This is a genomic window from Pseudomonadota bacterium, assembly GCA_013285445.1.
Classification (GTDB): domain Bacteria; phylum Pseudomonadota; class Gammaproteobacteria; order Xanthomonadales; family Wenzhouxiangellaceae; genus Wenzhouxiangella.
On record CP053448.1, the window covers coordinates 1599882 to 1618551 of the forward strand.

At 64.8% G+C, this 18670-nt stretch carries 14 protein-coding genes and 4 pseudogenes; 11 read left to right on the top strand and 7 right to left on the bottom strand.

Going from position 1 to position 18670, the window contains the following annotated elements:
• The first annotated feature begins 12 nt into the window (after window positions 1-12).
• From carB to recJ, 4 genes are read left to right on the top strand one after another with little or no spacing between them, the layout of a single operon-like run.
• A complete protein-coding gene (carB, locus tag HND55_07245; GenBank protein ID QKK02459.1) occupies window positions 13-3231 on the top strand; it encodes a carbamoyl-phosphate synthase large subunit in 3219 nt (1072 codons plus the stop codon).
• Between the two features lie 9 nt (window positions 3232-3240).
• The gene (gene greA, locus HND55_07250) at window positions 3241-3723 is read left to right on the top strand and encodes a transcription elongation factor GreA (GenBank protein QKK02460.1); all 483 of its coding nucleotides are present in this window, start codon (window positions 3241-3243) and stop codon (window positions 3721-3723) included.
• Complete coding sequence (locus HND55_07255) at window positions 3692-4618, top strand: hypothetical protein (protein ID QKK02461.1); 927 nt, start codon at window positions 3692-3694, stop codon at window positions 4616-4618. The genes greA and HND55_07255 overlap by 32 nt, the downstream gene beginning before the upstream one ends.
• Window positions 4615-6333: a single-stranded-DNA-specific exonuclease RecJ gene (recJ, locus tag HND55_07260; GenBank protein QKK04032.1), complete on the top strand. Its 1719-nt coding sequence runs from the start codon at window positions 4615-4617 to the stop codon at window positions 6331-6333. The genes HND55_07255 and recJ overlap by 4 nt, the downstream gene beginning before the upstream one ends.
• Here the strand turns inward: recJ and HND55_07265 are convergent.
• From HND55_07265 to HND55_07275, 3 pseudogenes are all read right to left on the bottom strand, one after another.
• Window positions 6327-6524 (bottom strand): annotated as a pseudogene (locus HND55_07265) (host attachment protein). The gene recJ and the pseudogene HND55_07265 overlap by 7 nt on opposite strands.
• Before the next feature lie 286 nt (window positions 6525-6810).
• A pseudogene (locus HND55_07270) lies at window positions 6811-7054 on the bottom strand (hypothetical protein).
• Window positions 7055-7294, bottom strand: a pseudogene (locus tag HND55_07275) (host attachment protein).
• Between the two features lie 152 nt (window positions 7295-7446).
• Between HND55_07275 and prfB the strand changes: the two are divergent.
• From prfB to HND55_07295, 4 genes are all read left to right on the top strand, one after another.
• Window positions 7447-8545 (top strand): peptide chain release factor 2 gene (prfB, locus tag HND55_07280; protein QKK02462.1). Its coding sequence is split into 2 segments (ribosomal slippage): window positions 7447-7518 and window positions 7520-8545, totalling 1098 coding nucleotides; the frame shifts between segments, so codons are not numbered across the junction.
• Window positions 8546-8556: 11 nt separating this feature from the next.
• A complete protein-coding gene (lysS, locus tag HND55_07285; protein ID QKK02463.1) occupies window positions 8557-10092 on the top strand; it encodes a lysine--tRNA ligase in 1536 nt (511 codons plus the stop codon).
• A gap of 32 nt (window positions 10093-10124) precedes the next feature.
• Complete coding sequence (locus HND55_07290; GenBank protein QKK04033.1) at window positions 10125-10634, top strand: lipocalin family protein; 510 nt, start codon at window positions 10125-10127, stop codon at window positions 10632-10634.
• On the top strand, window positions 10631-11611 hold the full coding sequence (locus HND55_07295) for an FAD-dependent oxidoreductase (GenBank protein ID QKK02464.1): 981 nt from the start codon (window positions 10631-10633) through the stop codon (window positions 11609-11611). The genes HND55_07290 and HND55_07295 overlap by 4 nt, the downstream gene beginning before the upstream one ends.
• Before the next feature lie 57 nt (window positions 11612-11668).
• Here HND55_07295 and HND55_07300 read toward each other — a convergent pair whose 3' ends face one another.
• Complete coding sequence (locus tag HND55_07300; protein QKK04034.1) at window positions 11669-12442, bottom strand: UDP-2,3-diacylglucosamine diphosphatase; 774 nt, start codon at window positions 12440-12442, stop codon at window positions 11669-11671.
• 11 nt (window positions 12443-12453) lie between these two features.
• Window positions 12454-13047, bottom strand: a complete 594-nt coding sequence (locus HND55_07305) for a peptidyl-prolyl cis-trans isomerase (GenBank protein ID QKK02465.1) — start codon at window positions 13045-13047, stop codon at window positions 12454-12456.
• Between the two features lie 114 nt (window positions 13048-13161).
• Here HND55_07305 and mtnA point away from each other — a divergent pair, with 114 nt between their 5' ends.
• Both mtnA and gyrA read left to right on the top strand, forming a co-directional pair.
• Window positions 13162-14205, top strand: a complete 1044-nt coding sequence (gene mtnA / locus HND55_07310) for an S-methyl-5-thioribose-1-phosphate isomerase (protein QKK02466.1) — start codon at window positions 13162-13164, stop codon at window positions 14203-14205.
• A gap of 139 nt (window positions 14206-14344) precedes the next feature.
• On the top strand, window positions 14345-16906 hold the full coding sequence (gyrA, locus tag HND55_07315; GenBank protein ID QKK02467.1) for a DNA gyrase subunit A: 2562 nt from the start codon (window positions 14345-14347) through the stop codon (window positions 16904-16906).
• 228 nt (window positions 16907-17134) lie between these two features.
• Here the strand turns inward: gyrA and HND55_07320 are convergent, their stop codons facing one another.
• The gene (locus tag HND55_07320; GenBank protein ID QKK02468.1) at window positions 17135-17533 is read right to left on the bottom strand and encodes a type II toxin-antitoxin system VapC family toxin; all 399 of its coding nucleotides are present in this window, start codon (window positions 17531-17533) and stop codon (window positions 17135-17137) included.
• On the bottom strand, window positions 17530-17760 hold the full coding sequence (locus tag HND55_07325) for a hypothetical protein (protein QKK02469.1): 231 nt from the start codon (window positions 17758-17760) through the stop codon (window positions 17530-17532). Before HND55_07325 ends, HND55_07320 begins: the two co-directional genes overlap by 4 nt.
• A 612-nt stretch (window positions 17761-18372) precedes the next feature.
• Here HND55_07325 and tnpA point away from each other — a divergent pair.
• Window positions 18373-18656 (top strand): annotated as a pseudogene (gene tnpA / locus HND55_07330) (IS200/IS605 family transposase).
• Window positions 18657-18670: the final 14 nt, after the last annotated feature.

The window sequence follows — 18670 nt, forward strand, 5'->3', positions numbered from 1 at the left end:
GGTTAGATATTCATGCCCAAACGAACAGACATCCAGTCCATCCTGATCATCGGCGCCGGGCCGATCGTGATTGGTCAGGCCTGCGAATTCGACTACTCGGGCGTACAGGCTGTCAAGGCACTCAGGGAAGAAGGCTACCGCGTCATTCTGGTCAACTCGAATCCGGCCACGATCATGACCGATCCGGAAATCGCCGATGTGGTCTATATCGAGCCGATTCGCTGGGACGTGGTGCGCGACGTCATCGAGAAGGAGCGGCCCGATGCGCTACTGCCAACCATGGGCGGGCAGACCGCGCTGAATTGTGCGCTGGATCTGGTTCGTGAAGGCGTTCTCGAAGCGTTTGGGGTCGAGATGATCGGTGCCTCGCGCGAAGCGATCGATATGGCCGAGGACCGAGAAGCCTTCCGCGAGGCGATGCGCGACATCGGCCTGGAATCGCCCGAAGCCGAGGTGGCTCATTCGCTCGATCAGGCCATCGAGATTCAGCAGCGCATCGGCTTTCCGATCATCATTCGCCCGTCTTTCACGCTCGGTGGCTCCGGTGGTGGTGTCGCCTATAACCGCGAGGAGTTCGTGCAGATTGTCGAGCACGGCCTGGACCTGTCGCCGACCAACGAGGTCCTGCTTGACGAGTCCCTGCTGGGGTGGAAGGAATTCGAGCTGGAAGTCGTGCGCGACAAGGCTGACAACTGCATCATCGTCTGTTCGATCGAGAATCTCGATCCGATGGGCGTGCATACCGGTGACTCGATTACCGTGGCGCCGGCGCAGACGCTGACCGACAAGGAGTACCAGGTTCTCAGGAACGCCGCCATTGCGGTCCTCAGGAAGATCGGAGTCGATACCGGGGGCTCCAACGTTCAGTTCGCGATCGATCCGGACAGTGGTCGAGTGGTCGTGATCGAAATGAACCCGCGCGTGTCGCGCTCCTCGGCGCTGGCGTCCAAGGCGACCGGTTTCCCGATTGCCAAGGTTGCCGCAAAGCTGGCGGTGGGCTATACCCTCGACGAGCTGGAAAACGAGATCACCGGGGGCGCGACACCGGCATCCTTCGAGCCGTCGATCGACTACGTCGTCACCAAGATCCCGCGTTTCGCCTTCGAGAAGTTTCCGGCTGCCGACGACCGCCTGACGACGCAGATGAAGTCGGTCGGAGAGGCGATGGCCATCGGTCGCACCTTCCAGGAATCCCTGCAGAAGGCCCTGCGGAGCCTGGAGACGGGGCTGACTGGCCTGGACCCGGTTGTTTTCGATGATGAAGTCGATGTCGACGAGCTGACCCTGATTCGCCGCGAGATGCGCCAGGCGGGGCCGGATCGTCTGCTGTTCGTGGCCGAAGCCATGCGCCGTGGACTCGCGTTCGACGAGATTCATGCGCTGTCGCGGATCGACCCCTGGTTCCTGGACCAGCTGGCCGAACTGATCGAGGTCGAGCAGCAGGTCATAGACCATGGCATTGCAGGTCTGGACGCTCATCGCCTGCTCGAGCTCAAGCGCTACGGTTTTTCCGATGCGCGCATTGCAGCGCTGGTCGAAGTCGGCGAAGCCGCGATCCGCAAGTTGCGCGGCGGTTTCGGGCTGCGCCCGGCCTATCGCAGGGTGGATACCTGTGCGGCCGAGTTTGCCACCTCAACGGCCTACCTGTATTCGACCTGGGGAGAGCAATGCGAGGCGAATCCCGGCCAGCGTCGCAAGATCATGGTGCTCGGCGGCGGTCCCAACCGCATTGGCCAGGGGATCGAGTTCGATTACTGCTGTGTGCACGCCGCCGTGGCCATGCGCAAGCTGGGTTTCGAGACCATCATGGTTAACTGCAACCCGGAGACCGTGTCGACCGATTACGATACCTCCGATCGGCTCTACTTCGAGCCGCTGACCCTGGAGGATGTGCTGTCGATCGTCGAGGTCGAGCAGCCCGAAGGCGTCATCATCCAGTTCGGTGGTCAGACGCCACTCAAGCTCGCCCGCTCACTGGAAGCCGCCGGGGTTCCGATCATCGGCACCAGCCCGGACTGCATCGATTTGGCCGAAGACCGCCAGCGCTTCCAGGCGCTGCTCAACGAACTGGGCCTCAAACAGCCGTCCAACCGTACCGCGCGCAACCCCGAAGAGGCGCTGGTGCTTGCGCGTGAAGTGGGTTATCCGCTGGTCGTGCGACCCTCCTACGTGCTTGGTGGCCGCGCCATGGACATTGTCCACGGCGAAGACGAGCTGAGGCGCTACATGCGGGAAGCGGTCAAGGTGTCCAATGATTCACCGGTTCTGCTCGATCATTTTCTCGACCATGCCATCGAGGTCGATGTGGACGCGGTCTGTGACGGTGAGCGGGTGGTCATCGGCGGCGTCATGGAGCATATCGAGGAGGCCGGGGTCCATTCCGGCGACTCCTCCTGCAGTCTGCCGCCGTTTTCGCTGGCCGATGAGACCGTCGAGTCGATTCGCCAGCAGACGCGCCAGATGGCGCTGGCGCTGCAAGTGGTTGGTCTCATGAATGTGCAGTTTGCGGTGCGCAACGGCGAGATCTTCGTGCTCGAAGTTAATCCGCGTGCATCGCGCACCGTGCCCTTCGTATCCAAGGCCACCGGCGTGGCGCTGGCCCAGGTGGCCGCCTGCTGCATGGTTGGAAAAATGCTTTCAGAACAGGGCTTTGAAAGTGATCTTGAAAGTCCGTTCTATTCGATCAAGGAGCCGATCTACCCGTTCATCAAATTTCTGGGTGTGGATCCCATTCTCGGCCCGGAAATGCGGTCGACCGGTGAAGCCATGGGAGTGGGCCGGACGTTCGGTTCGGCGGTGGCGCGTGCTCAGCAGGGTGTCGGCATCAACCTCAAGCACAACGGTCGGGCCTTTCTGAGCGTGCGCGATGCTGACAAGGAACGGCTGCTGCCGGTCGCCCGCGAGCTGGCCGAGCGGGGGTTCGGGCTGGTCGCGACCCAGGGAACCTGGACATTCCTGGTTGAAAACGGTGTTGAATGTGACTACGTCAACAAGGTGATACAGGGCCGACCGCATATTGTCGACCTGATCAAGAACGACGATATCGACTACATCGTCAACACCACCGAAGGGCGCCAGGCGATTGCCGACTCGTTTTCGATCCGGCGTGAGGCGCTTCAGCGCAAGGTGAACTATTCCACCACCATTGCCGGTGCCCGCGCCACGCTCAAGGCCATGGACCACTGGTACGAGCGTGGTGTCCGCAGTCTTGCTGAGCTGCACGAATCATAAGGAGCATTCATGAGCCAGACGCCAATGACCCGAGCGGGAGCTGACCGGCTGCGCGCGGAACTGGAGCGACTCAAGAAGAAGGAGCGCCCGGCCATCATCGAGGCGATCGCAGAGGCCCGGGCGCACGGTGATCTCAAGGAGAATGCCGAATACCATGCGGCCCGAGAGCAGCAGGGTTTCATCGAAGGCCGAATCCAGGAGCTGGAAGCGGCGTTGGGCAACTCGCGCATCATCGATGTCGACGCGCTCAATGCCGGCAGCAAGGTCGTATTCGGCGCCACGGTCGTACTGATGGAAGATGCCGACGATGCCGAGGAGGTGACCTGGCAGATCGTCGGTGACCTCGAAGCCGACTCCAGCAAGGGCCGCCTGGCCATTTCCGCGCCGCTGGCGCGCGCCCTGATCGGGCAGGAAGAGGGCGACGTGGTCGAGTTCCAGGCGCCCAACGGCAGGCGAGCCTATGAGATCGTCGAGGTTCGCTACGGCTCCTGAACAGCGCCTGATCGTATTCGTCCCGGAGCTGGAGGCGCTGCTGCGGGAAGCCCTCAGCGTGCCGCCGCTGATCGCGGCAATGCAGCGCCTGTCCGGGACGATTCCCCTGGATCCGGAATGCCCGCAGGCAGTGCTGGCCACCGGCCGCCCGCTGGCCGCAGCGGCCCTGAGCCGCCGGCTGGATTGTCCGGAAGACTGTGACGGGACCTGGTTACGCGCCGACCCGGTGGACCTGGTGCCCGACCTGGCCGCGGTCTGGATCCGGGCCGAAGCCCGATTCGAAGCGGGCGAGTGGCTGCCGGAGTTGCAGGCGCTGTTTGCCGAGGAGGGCATGGTGCTGGAAATGGCGCCCTCCGGCCGCGGCTACCTGCGCCTGGAGGCCGTGCCCGAATGCCGTTTCACGCCGCCCTGGGCGCTGGCCGGGGAAAGCCTCGACCACTGCCTGCCCGAGGGCTCTGATGCCCGGCGCTGGCGCCGGCTGCTCAATGAAACGCAGGTGCTGCTGCACCAGCTTCGTCGCCGCGCCGATCATCCCGATGCGGTTCCCGCCAGCCTGTGGTTCTGGGGCGGCGGTGCGTTGCCGGACCTTGCCGACGTTCGTCCGCGCGTGAGGCGTATCGTGGCCGATGATCCGGTGTTGACCGGCCTGGCCGAATGGCTCGGGTTGCCCTGCAGCCCTCCAGGTGCCGGGGGTGTGACAGCCCGGGCCGGCGACCTGTTTGAGTGGCTGCCCGAACCTTCCGAGACCGCCGAGCGCAACCTCGAGCGGCTGCAAGTCTTTCTGCGCCCAGCCTGGCGCCAGCTTCGGCTGGGGCGCTTGCGCAGCCTGGAAGTCGCGGAATGGCGCGAGGCAAAAGCGTTCACGCCAGGCCATGCCTGGCGGGCCTGGCGATGATCCGGCGCGTTTACATTCGTCGCCGCAAAGGCCTGGAACGCCAACTGGAGGGTGTGCATCCGGTGGCCGGCCGCGTGCTCGCGGCGCGCGGCGCGATCGAGGTGCCCGACTACAGTCTGGCCAGGCTGCTGCCGCCAATGCTGGGCGGGCTGGATGCCGCCTGCGGGCTGCTGGCGGACGCGATCGCACGAAACGCGCGCATCGTCGTGGTCGGTGACTTCGATGCCGACGGCGCCACCGGCACAGCGCTGGCGGTGCACGGGCTCGGGGCCATGGGCGCGGCCAACCTGCACTGGCGAGTCCCCGACCGCTTTCGCCACGGTTACGGCCTGGGTGTCGCCCTGGTCGAGGAACTGGGTGCGCTGAAACCTGATCTGGTCCTGACCGTCGACCAGGGGGTGAGCTCGATCAACGGTATCGCGCTGGCGCGCGAGCGGGGTATGCAGGTGATTGTCACGGACCATCATCTGCCGGGCGAGACCCTGCCGGCGGCGGACGCGATCGTCAACCCCAACCTGCCGGGCGAGACCTTCGGATCGAAGGCGCTGGCCGGCGTGGGCGTGATGTTCTACCTGCTCATGGCGCTGCGCTCGCATCTGCGCGAGCTGGGGCGTTTCGAGCGCGGACGCGAGCCGCGCCTGGATCGCTGGCTGGATCTGGTTGCCCTCGGTACGGTGGCCGACCTGGTGCCGCTGGATGAAAACAATCGTCGCCTGGTCCAGCAGGGGCTGCTGCGCATTCGTGCCGGGCGCTGTTTGCCCGGCATCCGCGCGCTGCTGGAAGTCGCCGGCCGCAATCTGCGCCATGTCGATGCCGCCGATATGGGGTTCGTCGCCGGGCCCCGGCTCAACGCGGCCGGGCGGCTCGAGGACATGGGCATCGGTATTCGCTGCCTGCTGGCCGAAAGCGAGCGCGAGGCGGCCGAACTGGCCGGGCAACTCGATGCCCTGAACCGCGAGCGTCAGTCCCTGCAGGCCGACATGCAGGCCACGGCCGAGGCCCAGGCCAGGGCGCTGGCCGAGCAGGCAGCCGACGACCTTCCGGGGCTGTGCGTCTATGATGCGGACTGGCACCAGGGGGTCGTCGGCCTGGTCGCCGGGCGCCTGGTCGAGCATCTGCAGCGCCCCGTGGTCGCCTTCGCGCCGGCCGAAGCGGGGAGCCGCGAGCTCAAGGGTTCGGGGCGCAGCCCTGCCGGGGTCCACATGCGCGACCTGCTGGTCGCTATCGATGCAGCCCGTCCCGGACTGATTGATCGCTTCGGAGGGCACGCCCGCGCCGCCGGCCTGTCGCTGGCTGCGGGCCGTCTGGACGCGTTTCGGGAGGCCTTCCACGAGCAGCTGGCCGAACGCGTCTTCAAACCCGACCGGGTCGAGACCGACGGTGCGCTGGCGGCCGAGGAGCTGACGCTGGAAACCGCCAATGCACTGGCTGCGGCCGGTCCCTGGGGCCAGGGCTGGCCCGAACCGCTATTCGACGGCCGCTTCCACGTGCTCGAACGGCGCATTGTCGGCGCCAGCCATCTCAGGCTTCGTCTGCAGCCCGAAGGTGGCGGACCGGTGCTTGATGCCATAGCCTTCGGCGCCGGCAGTCTGTGCCACCAGGAATTGCCCGAGCCGCTGCCTGTCATCTACGGTCTGGAGGTCAATCGCTGGCGCGGACGGGTCACGCCCCAGCTCAGGATTCGTTACCTGGTCGAAGGTCGGGCAAGTCAGTAGACCTGGTCGACCGTGGCGGCGATGCGCGAGCTTTCGGCTCGCACCAGGTCTTTGGTCGCTTCGGCAGTCACGCATTCACGCGTGCCGGCGTCCAGTCGATTGCGCAAACGGCCGAGAAAACGTGGGGCGGCGATCAGTACCAGCTGCCGGTAGTCCCCGTCCTTTCGCCCGCGCTCAAGGCGGTCGGCTAGTGGGCCATGCGGCTAATTAGGTAACACTCAGCCGCCGCACAAGCGTCGGGGGCAAGGCGCGCGAGCGAAGGCGTCCTTGCCGGGCCGTCGAGCGAGCGGAACGCAGCCCACGTCGCTTGTGCGGCGGCCCTCCGGGAGCCACTGTGCCGGCGCGACTCGGCGTTGCGTTTCTTGGCAAGGGAGCGGCCATTCCCTGCGAAACGCGCCTTGATTCGCACCGGCACAGCGGCTCTGAGCGTTACCTAATTAACCGCATGGCCCACTAGTGGTCCTTCAACCTGATAATTTAGGGTTCAGCGTTCCTGTGGCGTTTCGCCGCAAGGCGCGCCGCGCCGGGAATGGCCATCGCCCTTGCCAAGCGGCGGAACGCAGCAGCGGAGCGCCACAGGAGCGCCCGAAGGGTTGGCCTGTCAGCGTCCATGGCGGCGTTCCGGCTCTTGCAAAGGGCGATGGCCATTCACTGCGAGCCGCGCCTTGCCCTGAACGCTGACAGACCAACTGAACCCTAAATTATCAGGTTGAAGGACCACTAGCGCCTTGGCGAATCGTTCAGCCTCGGTGGCTTTCGGGTCGGCTTCCTCACTCGGGCTTTGGCCATGGGCGTGGGACTCATGCACCTGCGCGGGTCGGTCGGTGACCAGATCCTTGCCCTTGAGGCGGGATTCCGGATGCACGAGCGTTTCGATCTCGGTGAGCTCGCTGAATTTCCTGGCGCGGGTGAAAATGCGGGCTTTGCCCGAATCGGCCACTACGATCCAGTACTCGTTCATCTCGTTCGGTACCTCGGTTGGCGAATTGTGTGCATCAATGTACCAGTTCTGCCCGGGTTTTCGAGGCTTGTTCTGGTGCTCGAGGCCTCGACGCCGTTAGAATATCCGGCTTCGCCCAGTTCACAGACAAAAACCCTGAGGATCGACCTTCGATGGAACAGACCGGCCTGAAGAATCTCCTGGACGACCTGGAGCGCCGTGTGCGGGCGCTGAGGGGGTACCTTTGACTACGATGGCAAGGTAGAACGCCTCGAGGAAGTCACTCGGGAGCTCGAGGATCCCACCGTCTGGGATGATCCGGAGCATGCCCAGAAGCTGGGCAAGGAACGCTCGGATCTGGACCGCTCGGTCAGCGCGCAGCGCGAGGTCATCGAGGGCGTGCGTGATGCCGGTGAACTGCTTGAGCTGGCGCTCGAAGAGGATGACGAGGACACGCTGGCCAGCGTTGCCGGCGATCTGGAACGGCTCGAACGCCGGGTTGCAGACCTGGAGTTCCAGCGCATGTTCTCCGGTGAGATGGACGACAAGCCCTGCTTCATTGACATCCAGGCCGGATCCGGCGGCACGGAAGCCCAGGACTGGGCCGAGATGCTGTTGAGAATGTATCTGCGATGGGCTGAGCACCGTGGCTGGAATACCGAGATCGTCGAGTTGTCCGCGGGCGACGTGGCCGGCATCAAGAGCGCGACCGTGCGGGTCGAGGGCGACCATGCCTTCGGCTGGTGCCGCACCGAGACCGGCGTGCACCGCCTGGTGCGCAAATCGCCGTTCGACTCGGGCAACCGTCGCCATACCTCGTTTGCCAGCGTGTTCGTCTCGCCGGAAATCGACGAATCGATCGAGGTCGAGATCGATCCCTCCGACCTGCGTATCGACGTCTACCGGGCCTCGGGTGCCGGCGGCCAGCACGTCAACCGGACCGAATCGGCTGTTCGCATCACCCATGAGCCCAGCGGTATCGTCGTCCAATGCCAGTCCGGGCGCTCGCAGCACAGCAACAAGGACCAGGCGATGAAGCAGCTCCGCGCCAAGCTCTACGAAATGGAGCTGCAGAAGCAGCGCGAGAAAGCGCAGGCGGCTGAAGAAGAGAAGGCCGATATCGGCTGGGGCAGCCAGATTCGCAACTACGTGCTCGACCAGTCGCGCATCAAGGATCTGCGCACGGGTATCGAGCGCAGCGACACCCAGAAGGTGCTGGACGGCGATCTCGACGAATTCGCCGCCGCGCAGCTCCAGGCCGGGCTCGAGTGAAGGAACCGCAGATGACCGACGCGAACCACAATCAGCCGCCCGAGGTCGATGAGAACCGCCTGATCGCCGAGCGGCGCGAGAAGCTCAAGGCCCAGCGCGAGTTCGGTGAGGCGTATCCGAACGACTTCCGGGTCAACGCCGACGCGGCGACGCTGCTCGAACGCTTCGGCGATGCCGAGGCCTGGCCGCAGGAGACGCTGGCCGGGCACGGCGAGACCTACCGCCTGGCCGGCCGCATCCTGTCGCGGCGGGTCATGGGCAAGGCCAGCTTCGTCCACATCCAGGACGGCTCGGGCGCGCGCATCCAGCTCTACCTCCGCCGCGACGACCTGCCCGAGGGCGTCTACGCCGCCTTCAGGCACTGGGATATCGGCGATATTGTCGGCGTGGCGGGCAAGCTGATGCGCACCCGCACCGGCGAGTTGTCGATCCACGCCGAAGACCTGCGGCTGCTGAGCAAGTCGCTGCGGCCCCTGCCGGAAAAGTGGCACGGCCTGAGCGACCAGGAAACCCGCTACCGGCAGCGCTACGTCGACCTGATCGTCAACCCGGCGGTGCGCGACACCTTCGTGCGCCGCAGCCTGGTCATCCGCGCCATCCGGCACTTCTTCGACGCGCACGGCTTTCTCGAGGTCGAGACGCCGATGATGCACCACATCCCCGGCGGCGCCACGGCCCGGCCCTTCGTGACCCACCACAACGCCCTCGATCTCGATCTCTACCTGCGGGTCGCGCCCGAATTGCACCTCAAGCGCCTGCTCGTCGGTGGCCTGGAGAAGGTCTACGAGATCAACCGCAACTTCCGCAACGAGGGCGTGTCGACCCGGCACAACCCCGAGTTCACCATGCTCGAGTTCTACTGGGCCCACGCCGACTACAACGACCTGATCCGGCTGACCCAGGAGCTGCTCAACGGCTTGGTGACTTCCCTGCCGGGCACGGCCGACGGGCGGATCGACTACCAGGGCGAGACGATCGACTTCGGCGGCAATTTCGATCGCATCTCCGTGGCCGATGCCGTGGTCGCGCACTATGACGAACTGTCGCGCGACGACGTCAAGGACGCCGGCGCGCTGCGCGCGGCCTGCCACCGCTGCAAGCTGCACGTCGAGGAGACCTGGGGCTGGGGCCGCCTGCTGATGGAGCTGTTCGAGCACGGCGTCGAGCACACACTGGTCCAGCCGACCTTCGTCACGCAGTACCCGATCGAGGTCTCGCCGCTGTCGCGTCGCAACGACGACGACCCCGACTTCGCCGACCGTTTCGAGCTGATCGTGGCCGGGCGCGAGATCGCCAACGGCTTCTCCGAGCTCAACGACCCGGAAGACCAGGCCGCGCGCTTCCGCGCCCAGGTCGAAGCGCGCGACGCCGGCGACGCCGAGGCGATGCACTTCGACCACGACTACATCCGCGCGCTGGAATACGGCATGCCGCCCGCGGCCGGGGAGGGCATCGGCATCGACCGCCTGGTCATGCTGCTGACCGACTCGTCGTCGATCCGCGACGTGCTGCTGTTTCCCTACCTGCGCCCGGAAGCCGGCGAGTGACGCCGCGCTTGATCGCGCCGCTGCTGGGCGTCATGCTGCCGGTCATGAGCCTGGCCAGCCAACCGCCGCTCGAGCTGGTCGACGAGATCGACCTCGAGCGCTACCAGGGGCGATGGTACGAAATCGCGCGCCTGCCCAACCGCTTCCAGGCGCAGTGCGAAGGCGACGTGACCGCCGATTACGCGCTGCGCGAGGACGGACGGGTTGCCGTCACCAACCGCTGCCGCCGCGCCGACGGCAGTCGGGTCGAAGCCGAGGGCGTTGCCCGACGGGCCAGGCCCGACGGACCGGCCGCGGCGCTGGAAGTGCGCTTCGCCCCGCGCTGGCTTTCCTTCCTGCCCTTCGTCTGGGGAGATTACCGGGTCATCGCGCTGGACGACGACTATCGGCATGCCCTGGTGGGCAGCGAGGACCGGGATTTCCTCTGGGTGCTGTCGCGCCGCCCCGAGCTCGAACGGGCGACGCTCGACGAATTGCTGGCCCGGGCCCGGCAGCAGGGCTTCGAACTCGAGCAGCTGGTCATGACGCGGCAGTCGCCGTGAGAGACGTTCTCGTCGTCGGCGCCGGCTGGGCGGGCCTGACCGCGGCAGCCCGCCTGGCCGCCAAGGGCTACGCGGTCACGGTGGTCGAGAAGTCGCGCGGCCCGGGCGGCCGCAGCGCCACCCGCCGGGCCGGCCGCTTCGAGTTCGACCACGGCGCCCAGTATCTGACTGCGAGCAGCGACGCCTTTGCCCGGCAGGTCAAGGCCTGGGCCGCCGCCGGGCTGCTGGCGTCGTGGGACGCCGGGATCGCTGTTTTCGGCCGGCCGCCCGACGCGTCTTCATCCGGCGCCGGAGCCCGGCGATGGGTCGGCACGCCGTCGATGAACGCCGTTCCGCGGCGCCTGGCCGAAGGCCTGGACTGTCGCTGGCGGTGGCGGGCAGAACGGCTCGCCTGGGACGGCACCGGCTGGGCCGTGACCTCGGGCGAAGGTGAGCGCCTGGAAGCGCGTTCGCTGCTGTTGACTGCACCCCCGGCCCAGTCGCTGGGCCTGCTGGGTGACGACCATCCCCTTGCCGGCTCGCTGTCGGACGTCGAGATGGCGCCGTGCTGGGCGCTCATGGTCGGTTACGAGCGTGCGCCGGAAATCGGCTTTGATGCGGCCTTCGTCAATCAGGGTCCGCTGTCCTGGGTGGCCCGGATGGATACCCGGCCCGGGCGACAGGGCGCCCCGTCCTGGATTGCGCATGCCGGACCGGCCTGGTCGCGAACCCAGCTTGAAGCAGTACCGGAACGGGTCGCTTCACTGCTGCTTGCGGCACTGGGAGAGCTGGATGTGTTGTTCACTCGTGACGTGCGGCTGCTCAAGGCGCATCGCTGGCGCTATGCCCGCGGCGGCGTGTCGTCGCTGTCGCCGCCGCTGTTGAGCCGGGCCAGGGAGCGCCTGGTGGTTGCCGGCGACTGGTGCGCCGGCGAGCGCATCGAGGGTGCCTGGATCAGCGGTGTGGCAGCCGCCCGCAGGCTCGAGCGCTTGCTGTAGCGTTTGTCAGGGGCGTCATGACCGGGCCCGGCGTTCTTGTGGGCGGTGAGGTCGCGCTCAGCGCAGTGATGCGGCCGTTTCGTGCAGCCGCAACCGGATGGGTCCGCCGCCATCCCGGGCGACGGACATCAGCGCCAGCCCGCTGTGGTCGCTGCGCAGGACCGAACCGGCCTCGTTCCAGTCACCCAGCACGATACGCTGGCAGTGGTTCTGGTCGACCTGCAGATCATGAATCGCGAGACGATGGGTATGGCCATGGATGATTCGGCGCACCTGATTGTGTCTGAACGCATTCTCGACCGCATCCGTGTTCACGTCCATGATCAATGCCTCGGAGCTGCCGGTATGGCGGCGGCTCATCACCCGCGCCAGGCGCGCCAGGATGCCGCGCCACCACACCGGGCGCGCCAGGATGCGGCGCTGCCAGCGCGGGTTTCGCACTTTGCGCCGGAACCGCTGATAGGCCTCGTCATCGGTGCACAGAGTGTCGCCATGGAGCAGCATGGCCGGTCCGTCAGCTGTATCGATAAAATGCGGTTCTTCGAGATGAACCATTCCGGCTCGCCGGCAAAAATCGGCGCCCAGCAAAAAGTCGCGATTGCCGCACATGAAATACAGTCGTGTACCGCCATCAGACACGGCGCGCAGCGCCTCGGCAATTTCCAGGCCGAGCCGGCCCGGAGCATCGTCGCCGATCCAGGCCTCGAACACGTCGCCCAGCAGGTACAGGTTGCCGGCTTCTCGGGCCGGGCCGGCGAGGAAGTCGAGAAACAGCCGGATGGTCTCCGGCCGGTCGGCCTCCAGATGCAGATCGGAGGCCAGGTAGGTCAGCGCATCATCGCTCAGGGCAACTCTACCCGCTCGATGACCACCGGTTCGACCGGAACGTCACGGTGCATGCCGCGACTGTGCGTTTCAACCTTCCGAATCTCGTCGACAACATCCATGCCGTCGATGACCCGACCAAACACCGCGTAGCCCCAGGTCTGGCCGGACATCTTGTTGCGGTGATCCAGGAAGCTGTTGTCGGCGACGTTGATGAAGAACTGGCTGGTGGCCGAGTGCGGGTCGTTGGTGCGCGCCATGGCCAGCGTGCCGCGGGTGTTTTGCAGGCCGTTGTCGGCCTCGTTGATGATCGGGTCGCGCGCGGGCTTCTGCGCGAACTCGACGTCGAAACCGCCGCCCTGGATCATGAAGTTATCGATCACGCGGTGAAAAAGCGTGCCGTCATAGTGGCCGTCGCGAGCGTACTGGAGAAAATTGGCCACGCTTTCCGGCGCTTCGGATTCGAACAGTTCGACGCTGATCGCGCCGTAGTTGGTATGCAGGATCACGTCCGGGCTCTCCGTGGCTTGCGCTTCGGCGGGTTCATCGGTTTCCTGGGCGGCTGGCGCCAGGGGCAGTAGCAACAGCAACAGCAGTGTCAGTATGCGCATGGTGGAGTCATAGGGGGTGTGGTTGTTCCGATGCGTCATAATACGGCTTTGAAGGCGAAATGTCAGCGCCTGAAGCCGATGGCACCGGCTGAGATCGCACGAATTGGAGCCCGCATGAATCGCAAAAAGCAGCAGGACGAGGATGGATTTCAGGCCATTCGTTTCGATGGCCGGCGGCTGCACCTGCTCGACCAGCGCTGTTTGCCGGCCGAGGAGCGGTGGCTGCAGCTTGAAACGGTCGACGAGGCGATTTCAGCCATTCGCGAGCTGGTCGTGCGGGGGGCGCCTGCGATTGGCATTACCGCCGCCTATGCGGCAGTGCTTGCGGCGCTGCGGCGTGGCACAGACGTGATCGGATGGCGTCTGGATCTGGAACGCCTTGAGCTGGCCCGGCCGACGGCCGTCAATCTGAGCTGGGCAGTCGAGCGGATGCGGCACCGGGCGCAGCGGAGCGCCGGCCTGGATCCGAGTGCGCTGATCGATGAGGCGCAACGCATTCATCGTGATGACATCGCCGCCAACCGGGCGATGGCTGCGGCCGGCAGCGCCAGGATCGAGCCAGGCTCCGGGGTTCTGACTCACTGCAATACCGGCTCGCTGGCCACCGGTGGTATCGGTACGGCGCTGGGCGTGATTGTCGCCGGTTACCGTCTCGGTCGCATCGGCCGCATCTATGCCGACGAGACCCGGCCCTGGCTGCAGGGTTCACGCCTGACAGCCTGGGAACTGGCGCGCTTGGAGATCCCTTTCGAGGTCATCACAGAGGGCGCTGCGGCTGCGCTGATGAACTCGGGACGGGTGCAGTGGGTCATCACCGGCGCCGATCGCATTGCTGCCAACGGTGACGTGGCCAACAAGATCGGGACCTACTCCCTGGCGGTCCTTGCGCGTTATCACGGTGTCCGAATGATGGTCGTGGCCCCGGCATCGACTATCGATCCGGTGATGCCTGCGGGGTCTGGCATTGCCATCGAGCAGCGTGATCCCGGCGAGATCTGGTCGGCTGCGGGGCTGGCCGGGACGCCGGCTGGATACGCTGCCTGGAACCCGGTGTTCGACGTCACGCCAGCAGATCTGCTGGACTGTATCGTGACCGAACATGGGGTGCATCGTCCACCGTTTGACTTTTCTTCCGCAGCCGATGCCGAAAGGCCCTGAAATCAGGCGTCTGTGGTAGAATTCCCCGTTTGTTGTGTGTTCCCGTGCAGCCGTCTCCATGCCCGGGAAGACAACCCGCAAGTTCATTTTTATCAAATACTTGCAATAACATACTAAAGTGATTACGGGGTAACGGCCGATGGTGGAAATGGCACGCGAGGTGCTCCAGGTCAACCTGGAAGACGAAATGCGCCAGTCCTACCTCGATTACGCCATGAGCGTGATCGTTGGGCGCGCGCTTCCGGACGTCCGTGACGGGCTCAAGCCGGTTCACCGGCGCGTGCTGTTTGCGATGCATGAACTGGGCAACGACTACAACAAGCCCTACAAGAAATCGGCCCGCGTGGTCGGTGATGTCATTGGTAAGTACCATCCACACGGCGACAGCGCCGTCTACGACACCATCGTGCGCATGGCTCAGCCTTTTTCCATGCGCTACATGCTGGTCGATGGCCAGGGCAACTTCGGCTCGATCGACGGCGATTCACCTGCGGCCATGCGCTATACCGAAGTCCGCATGGCGCGTATCGCTCACGAACTGCTGGCGGATATCGACAAGGGCACCGTCAACTTTATTCCCAACTACGACGAGTCGGAATCCGAGCCCACCGTTCTGCCGACGCGCGTTCCCAATCTGCTGGTCAACGGTTCGTCCGGGATCGCCGTTGGCATGGCCACGAACATTCCGCCGCACAATCTCGGTGAAGTGACGTCGGCGCTGCTGGCGCTGATCGAGGATCCGGAGCTGGATATTGATGCGCTGATGAGGCACATGCCCGGGCCGGACTTTCCCACAGCCGCCATCATCAACGGTGCCGATGGTATCGCTGAGGCCTATCGAACCGGACGGGGGCGAATCTATCTGCGCGCCCGGACCGAGATCGAGATCGACGAAGGCAGCGGCCGGACGCGCATTGTCGTCCATGAACTGCCCTACATGGTTAACAAGGCCAGGCTGCTGGAGAAGATCGCGGATCTGGTCAAGACCCGGCGCATCGAGGGCATTTCCGAACTGCGCGACGAGTCCGACAAGGACGGCATGCGCATGGTCATCGAGCTCAAGCGTGGCGAAGTGGCCGAGGTCGTGCTCAACAATCTGTTCCAGCTCACTCAGCTGCAGACCGTGTTCGGTATCAATATGGTCGCCCTGGTTGACGGGCAGCCGCGGCTGCTCAATATCCGCCAGATGCTGCTGGCGTTTCTGTCGCACCGGCGCGAGGTGGTCACCCGGCGCAGTCTGTTCGAGCTGCGCAAGTCGCGTGACCGTGCCCACATCCTGGAAGGTCTGACCGTCGCGATCGCCAACCTTGACGAGGTGATTGCCCTGATCAAGGCATCCAAGACCCCGGCCGATGCGCGCGAAGCCCTGCAGGCCAAGCGCTGGGACGCGGGGCTGGTCGAAGCGCTGCTCGGCCAGGCCGGTGCGGACCTGTCGCGCCCGGAGGACCTGTTGCCTGAATACGGCCTGGGCGAGGGTGGCTACCAGCTCTCGCCGCAGCAGGCGCAGGCGATTCTCGATTTACGGCTGCAAAAACTGACCGGCCTGGAGCAGGACAAGCTGGCTGATGAATATCGTCAGATTCTCGAGACCATCCGGGAACTGATGCGCATTCTGTCCGAGCCTGATGCGCTGATGGCCGTCATTCGCGACGAGCTGATCGCGCTGCGCGATCAGTTTGCCGATCCGCGGCGCTCCGAGATCGTGCCTGATCATCTCGATCTGACCATGGAGGATCTGATCACGCCCGAGGACGTAGTCGTCACGCTCTCGCACGCGGGCTATGCCAAGTACCAGCCGCTGGACCGCTACCGCGCGCAGAAGCGCGGCGGGCGCGGACGCTCGGCGGCCCGAACCAAGGACGAGGACTTCGTCGAGCGCTTCTGGGTGACCAACACCCACGACACCCTACTGGTGTTCACATCCGCCGGCAAGGTCTACAAGACCAAGGTCTACGAGCTGCCGCAGGCCGGCCATCACAGCCGCGGCCGACCGATGGTCAACCTGCTGCCGCTCGACGAGGGCGAGCGCATCAATGCGGTCTTGCCCACGCGTGAGTTTCCGGACGACTGGTTCGTTTTCTTCGCAACCCGTTCCGGCCGCGTGAAGAAGACGCCGTTGTCGGATTTTGCCAATATCCGTTCCAATGGCATCTGGGCGGTCTTGCTGGAAGATGGCGACGAACTCGTCGACGTGGCCTTTACCGAGGGCAGCCGCGACATCCTGCTGTTTTCGTCGTCAGGCAAGACGGTGCGCTTCCATGAGTCTGACGTCCGCCCGATGGGCCGTCAGACGCGCGGCGTTGTCGGGATCCGGCTCAAGCATGGCCAGCAGGTCGTTTCCATGCTGGTGGCTGATGAGGGCGATGTCCTGCTCGCTACGGCGCACGGGTACGGCAAGCGCACGGCCCTGGATGAGTTCCCGGTGCACAAGCGAGGCGGTCAGGGCGTGATCGGTATTCAGACCGAAGGCCGCAACGGCCCGCTGGTGGCGGCGCTGGCGGTGACCGGGGACGATGACGTCATGTTGACCTCCAATGCCGGCACGCTGGTGCGCACCTCTGCTGCTGAAATCTCGCGCCTGGGTCGCAACACGCAGGGGGTGACGCTGATCCGGCTGGGTGATGACGAGCAGCTCATCGGCATGGCGCGGGTGGCGGCCTCCGAAGACGAAGAAGGCGACGGGGACGACGGAGCCGGCTGAGACCGGTTCAGTGACGGTATTGGCATCTCCCCATTTTTTGCTGCCCCCTCTCGCAAGGGGCTGAAATCCAGGGCATAGAAAAACGCGCCGATGTAAACGCTCGTAGTGAGCGGCCTGAAGGTGCCGGCTACGGCTTGAAACTGCCGAACAGGGAAGCGTGCAGCGGGGCGCTCACGTCGATGTCGGAACAGTGGCCCGGTTGCGCAGTCATTACTGGGCAACCCGGGCTCAGGCCAGCATGACGCCGCCACCCAAACCGCTGGCGCGTGCCAGGCGTTCATCGCGGGTAATCAGCGTCGCGTTCAATAGGCGGGTGAGCGCCACATAGGCCGCATCATAGGCGGTCAGATGGCCTCGTAGCGACCACACACCTGCCACCAGACTGGCATGCCGATAGCGGCGGATCGGCAGCGAGCGTAGTTCCACGACCAGGTTTTCGATTCTCGAGGCGGGAATGCGGCCGTCCCGGTCCAGCCGGCGCAGCGCGTGCAGTGCCTCGATATCCAGCAACTCGGGTGCGGCCAGATGCGTGCCGGGCTCCCATAGCGTCTGTTCGATCGGTTCGGGCCGGTAACGCGCCAGCAGATCGACGGCAATCGAGGCATCGACCACCAGAATCCGGCTCACGCGGCATCCCGCTCCCGCCGGATCAGCCCGGCCGATGACTCGTCCATGCCGAACGGTTCTGCGGTGCGGAGCCGCTCACGCAACTCGGCTTCCGACGGCAGCGCCAGGGACGCTTCGATCTGTTCCAGCAACAGATCGCTCATGCTCCTGCCCTCCAATGCCGCGCGCGCTTTCAGGGCGCGGTGCAGACGGGTCGGCACATTGCGGATCTGGATCATGTGACTCATGGCGGCCTCCGGTTCATGTGCACTGCATGTTATCAGCGGTTCATCATTCAATGCAATCGCCGGCCCGAATCCGTGCTGCACGCCAGTCGACCACGCAGCAAAAGCAATGACGCCTGATAAACCGTATATAAATATAAATTTCCGGGACGCACGTGCCCCCGCAAGCCGCGCCAAGATCTGCCGCTGCAAGCCCAGCGACGAGCCGCTACCAGCGCCACCGGCCCGAGCAGACGCGGCTCTACCAGATCGTCGAGCGGCAGCGCAGGCTTGAGTCAATGGCGATTTTCGGCGAAGCCGAAAGAAGCCATTGAACGGAAGCCGTCAAGCGCGTATCCGACCTTTATCGAACACCTGGCTGATGCCGGCAATCAGTTGCCCAGTCATGTGCGGCAGGCGTTCGACGGCTACCTGCAATGCGGCCGACTGGAGCACGGCTTTCTGCGCCTCCACGCGCGACGGCTTCGCTCAGGGACTTCTTGCCTTCGGTAAATCGCCCCATCGCCGGCCGTCATTAAATGTCTCAGAACACTACTGTCCGGTAGAACTTGAAAAGGATGCTTGAAAAGATAATTTCATCAGTATGTTACGAGCGTTTTGGGGTGGTATTGACTTGAAAGTGATATTGAGGAGGGGCACCTAATGCCGGATCACGTTCACATGCTGATATCGATCTCTCCGAAGTACGCTGTTTCACAGGTGGTCGGCTTCATGAAAGGCAAAAGCGCGATCCACATTGCCCGGGTTCACGCAGGTCGCCAGAGGAACTACTGGGCCAGCATTTCTGGGCCCGGGGCTACTTCGCATCGGCGGTGGGGCGAGACGAGCAGGTAATCCGGGACTACATTCGCAACCAGGAGGCTGAGGATCGCCGACTGGACCAGCTAAACTTGATGTAAGGCCCCTTACGCAA

Bases quoted from the DNA above. Each gene is read 5' to 3' on its own strand.
- carB (QKK02459.1), top strand. From the start codon at position 13: ATGCCCAAACGAACAGACATCCAGTCCATCCTGATCATCGGCGCCGGG.
- greA (QKK02460.1), top strand. From the start codon at position 3,241: ATGAGCCAGACGCCAATGACCCGAGCGGGAGCTGACCGGCTGCGCGCG.
- HND55_07255 (QKK02461.1), top strand. From the start codon at position 3,692: ATGAGATCGTCGAGGTTCGCTACGGCTCCTGAACAGCGCCTGATCGTA.
- recJ (QKK04032.1), top strand. From the start codon at position 4,615: ATGATCCGGCGCGTTTACATTCGTCGCCGCAAAGGCCTGGAACGCCAA.
- lysS (QKK02463.1), top strand. From the start codon at position 8,557: ATGACCGACGCGAACCACAATCAGCCGCCCGAGGTCGATGAGAACCGC.
- HND55_07290 (QKK04033.1), top strand. From the start codon at position 10,125: ATGCTGCCGGTCATGAGCCTGGCCAGCCAACCGCCGCTCGAGCTGGTC.
- HND55_07305 (QKK02465.1), bottom strand. From the start codon at position 13,047: ATGCGCATACTGACACTGCTGTTGCTGTTGCTACTGCCCCTGGCGCCA.
- mtnA (QKK02466.1), top strand. From the start codon at position 13,162: ATGAATCGCAAAAAGCAGCAGGACGAGGATGGATTTCAGGCCATTCGT.
- gyrA (QKK02467.1), top strand. From the start codon at position 14,345: ATGGTGGAAATGGCACGCGAGGTGCTCCAGGTCAACCTGGAAGACGAA.
- HND55_07325 (QKK02469.1), bottom strand. From the start codon at position 17,760: ATGAGTCACATGATCCAGATCCGCAATGTGCCGACCCGTCTGCACCGC.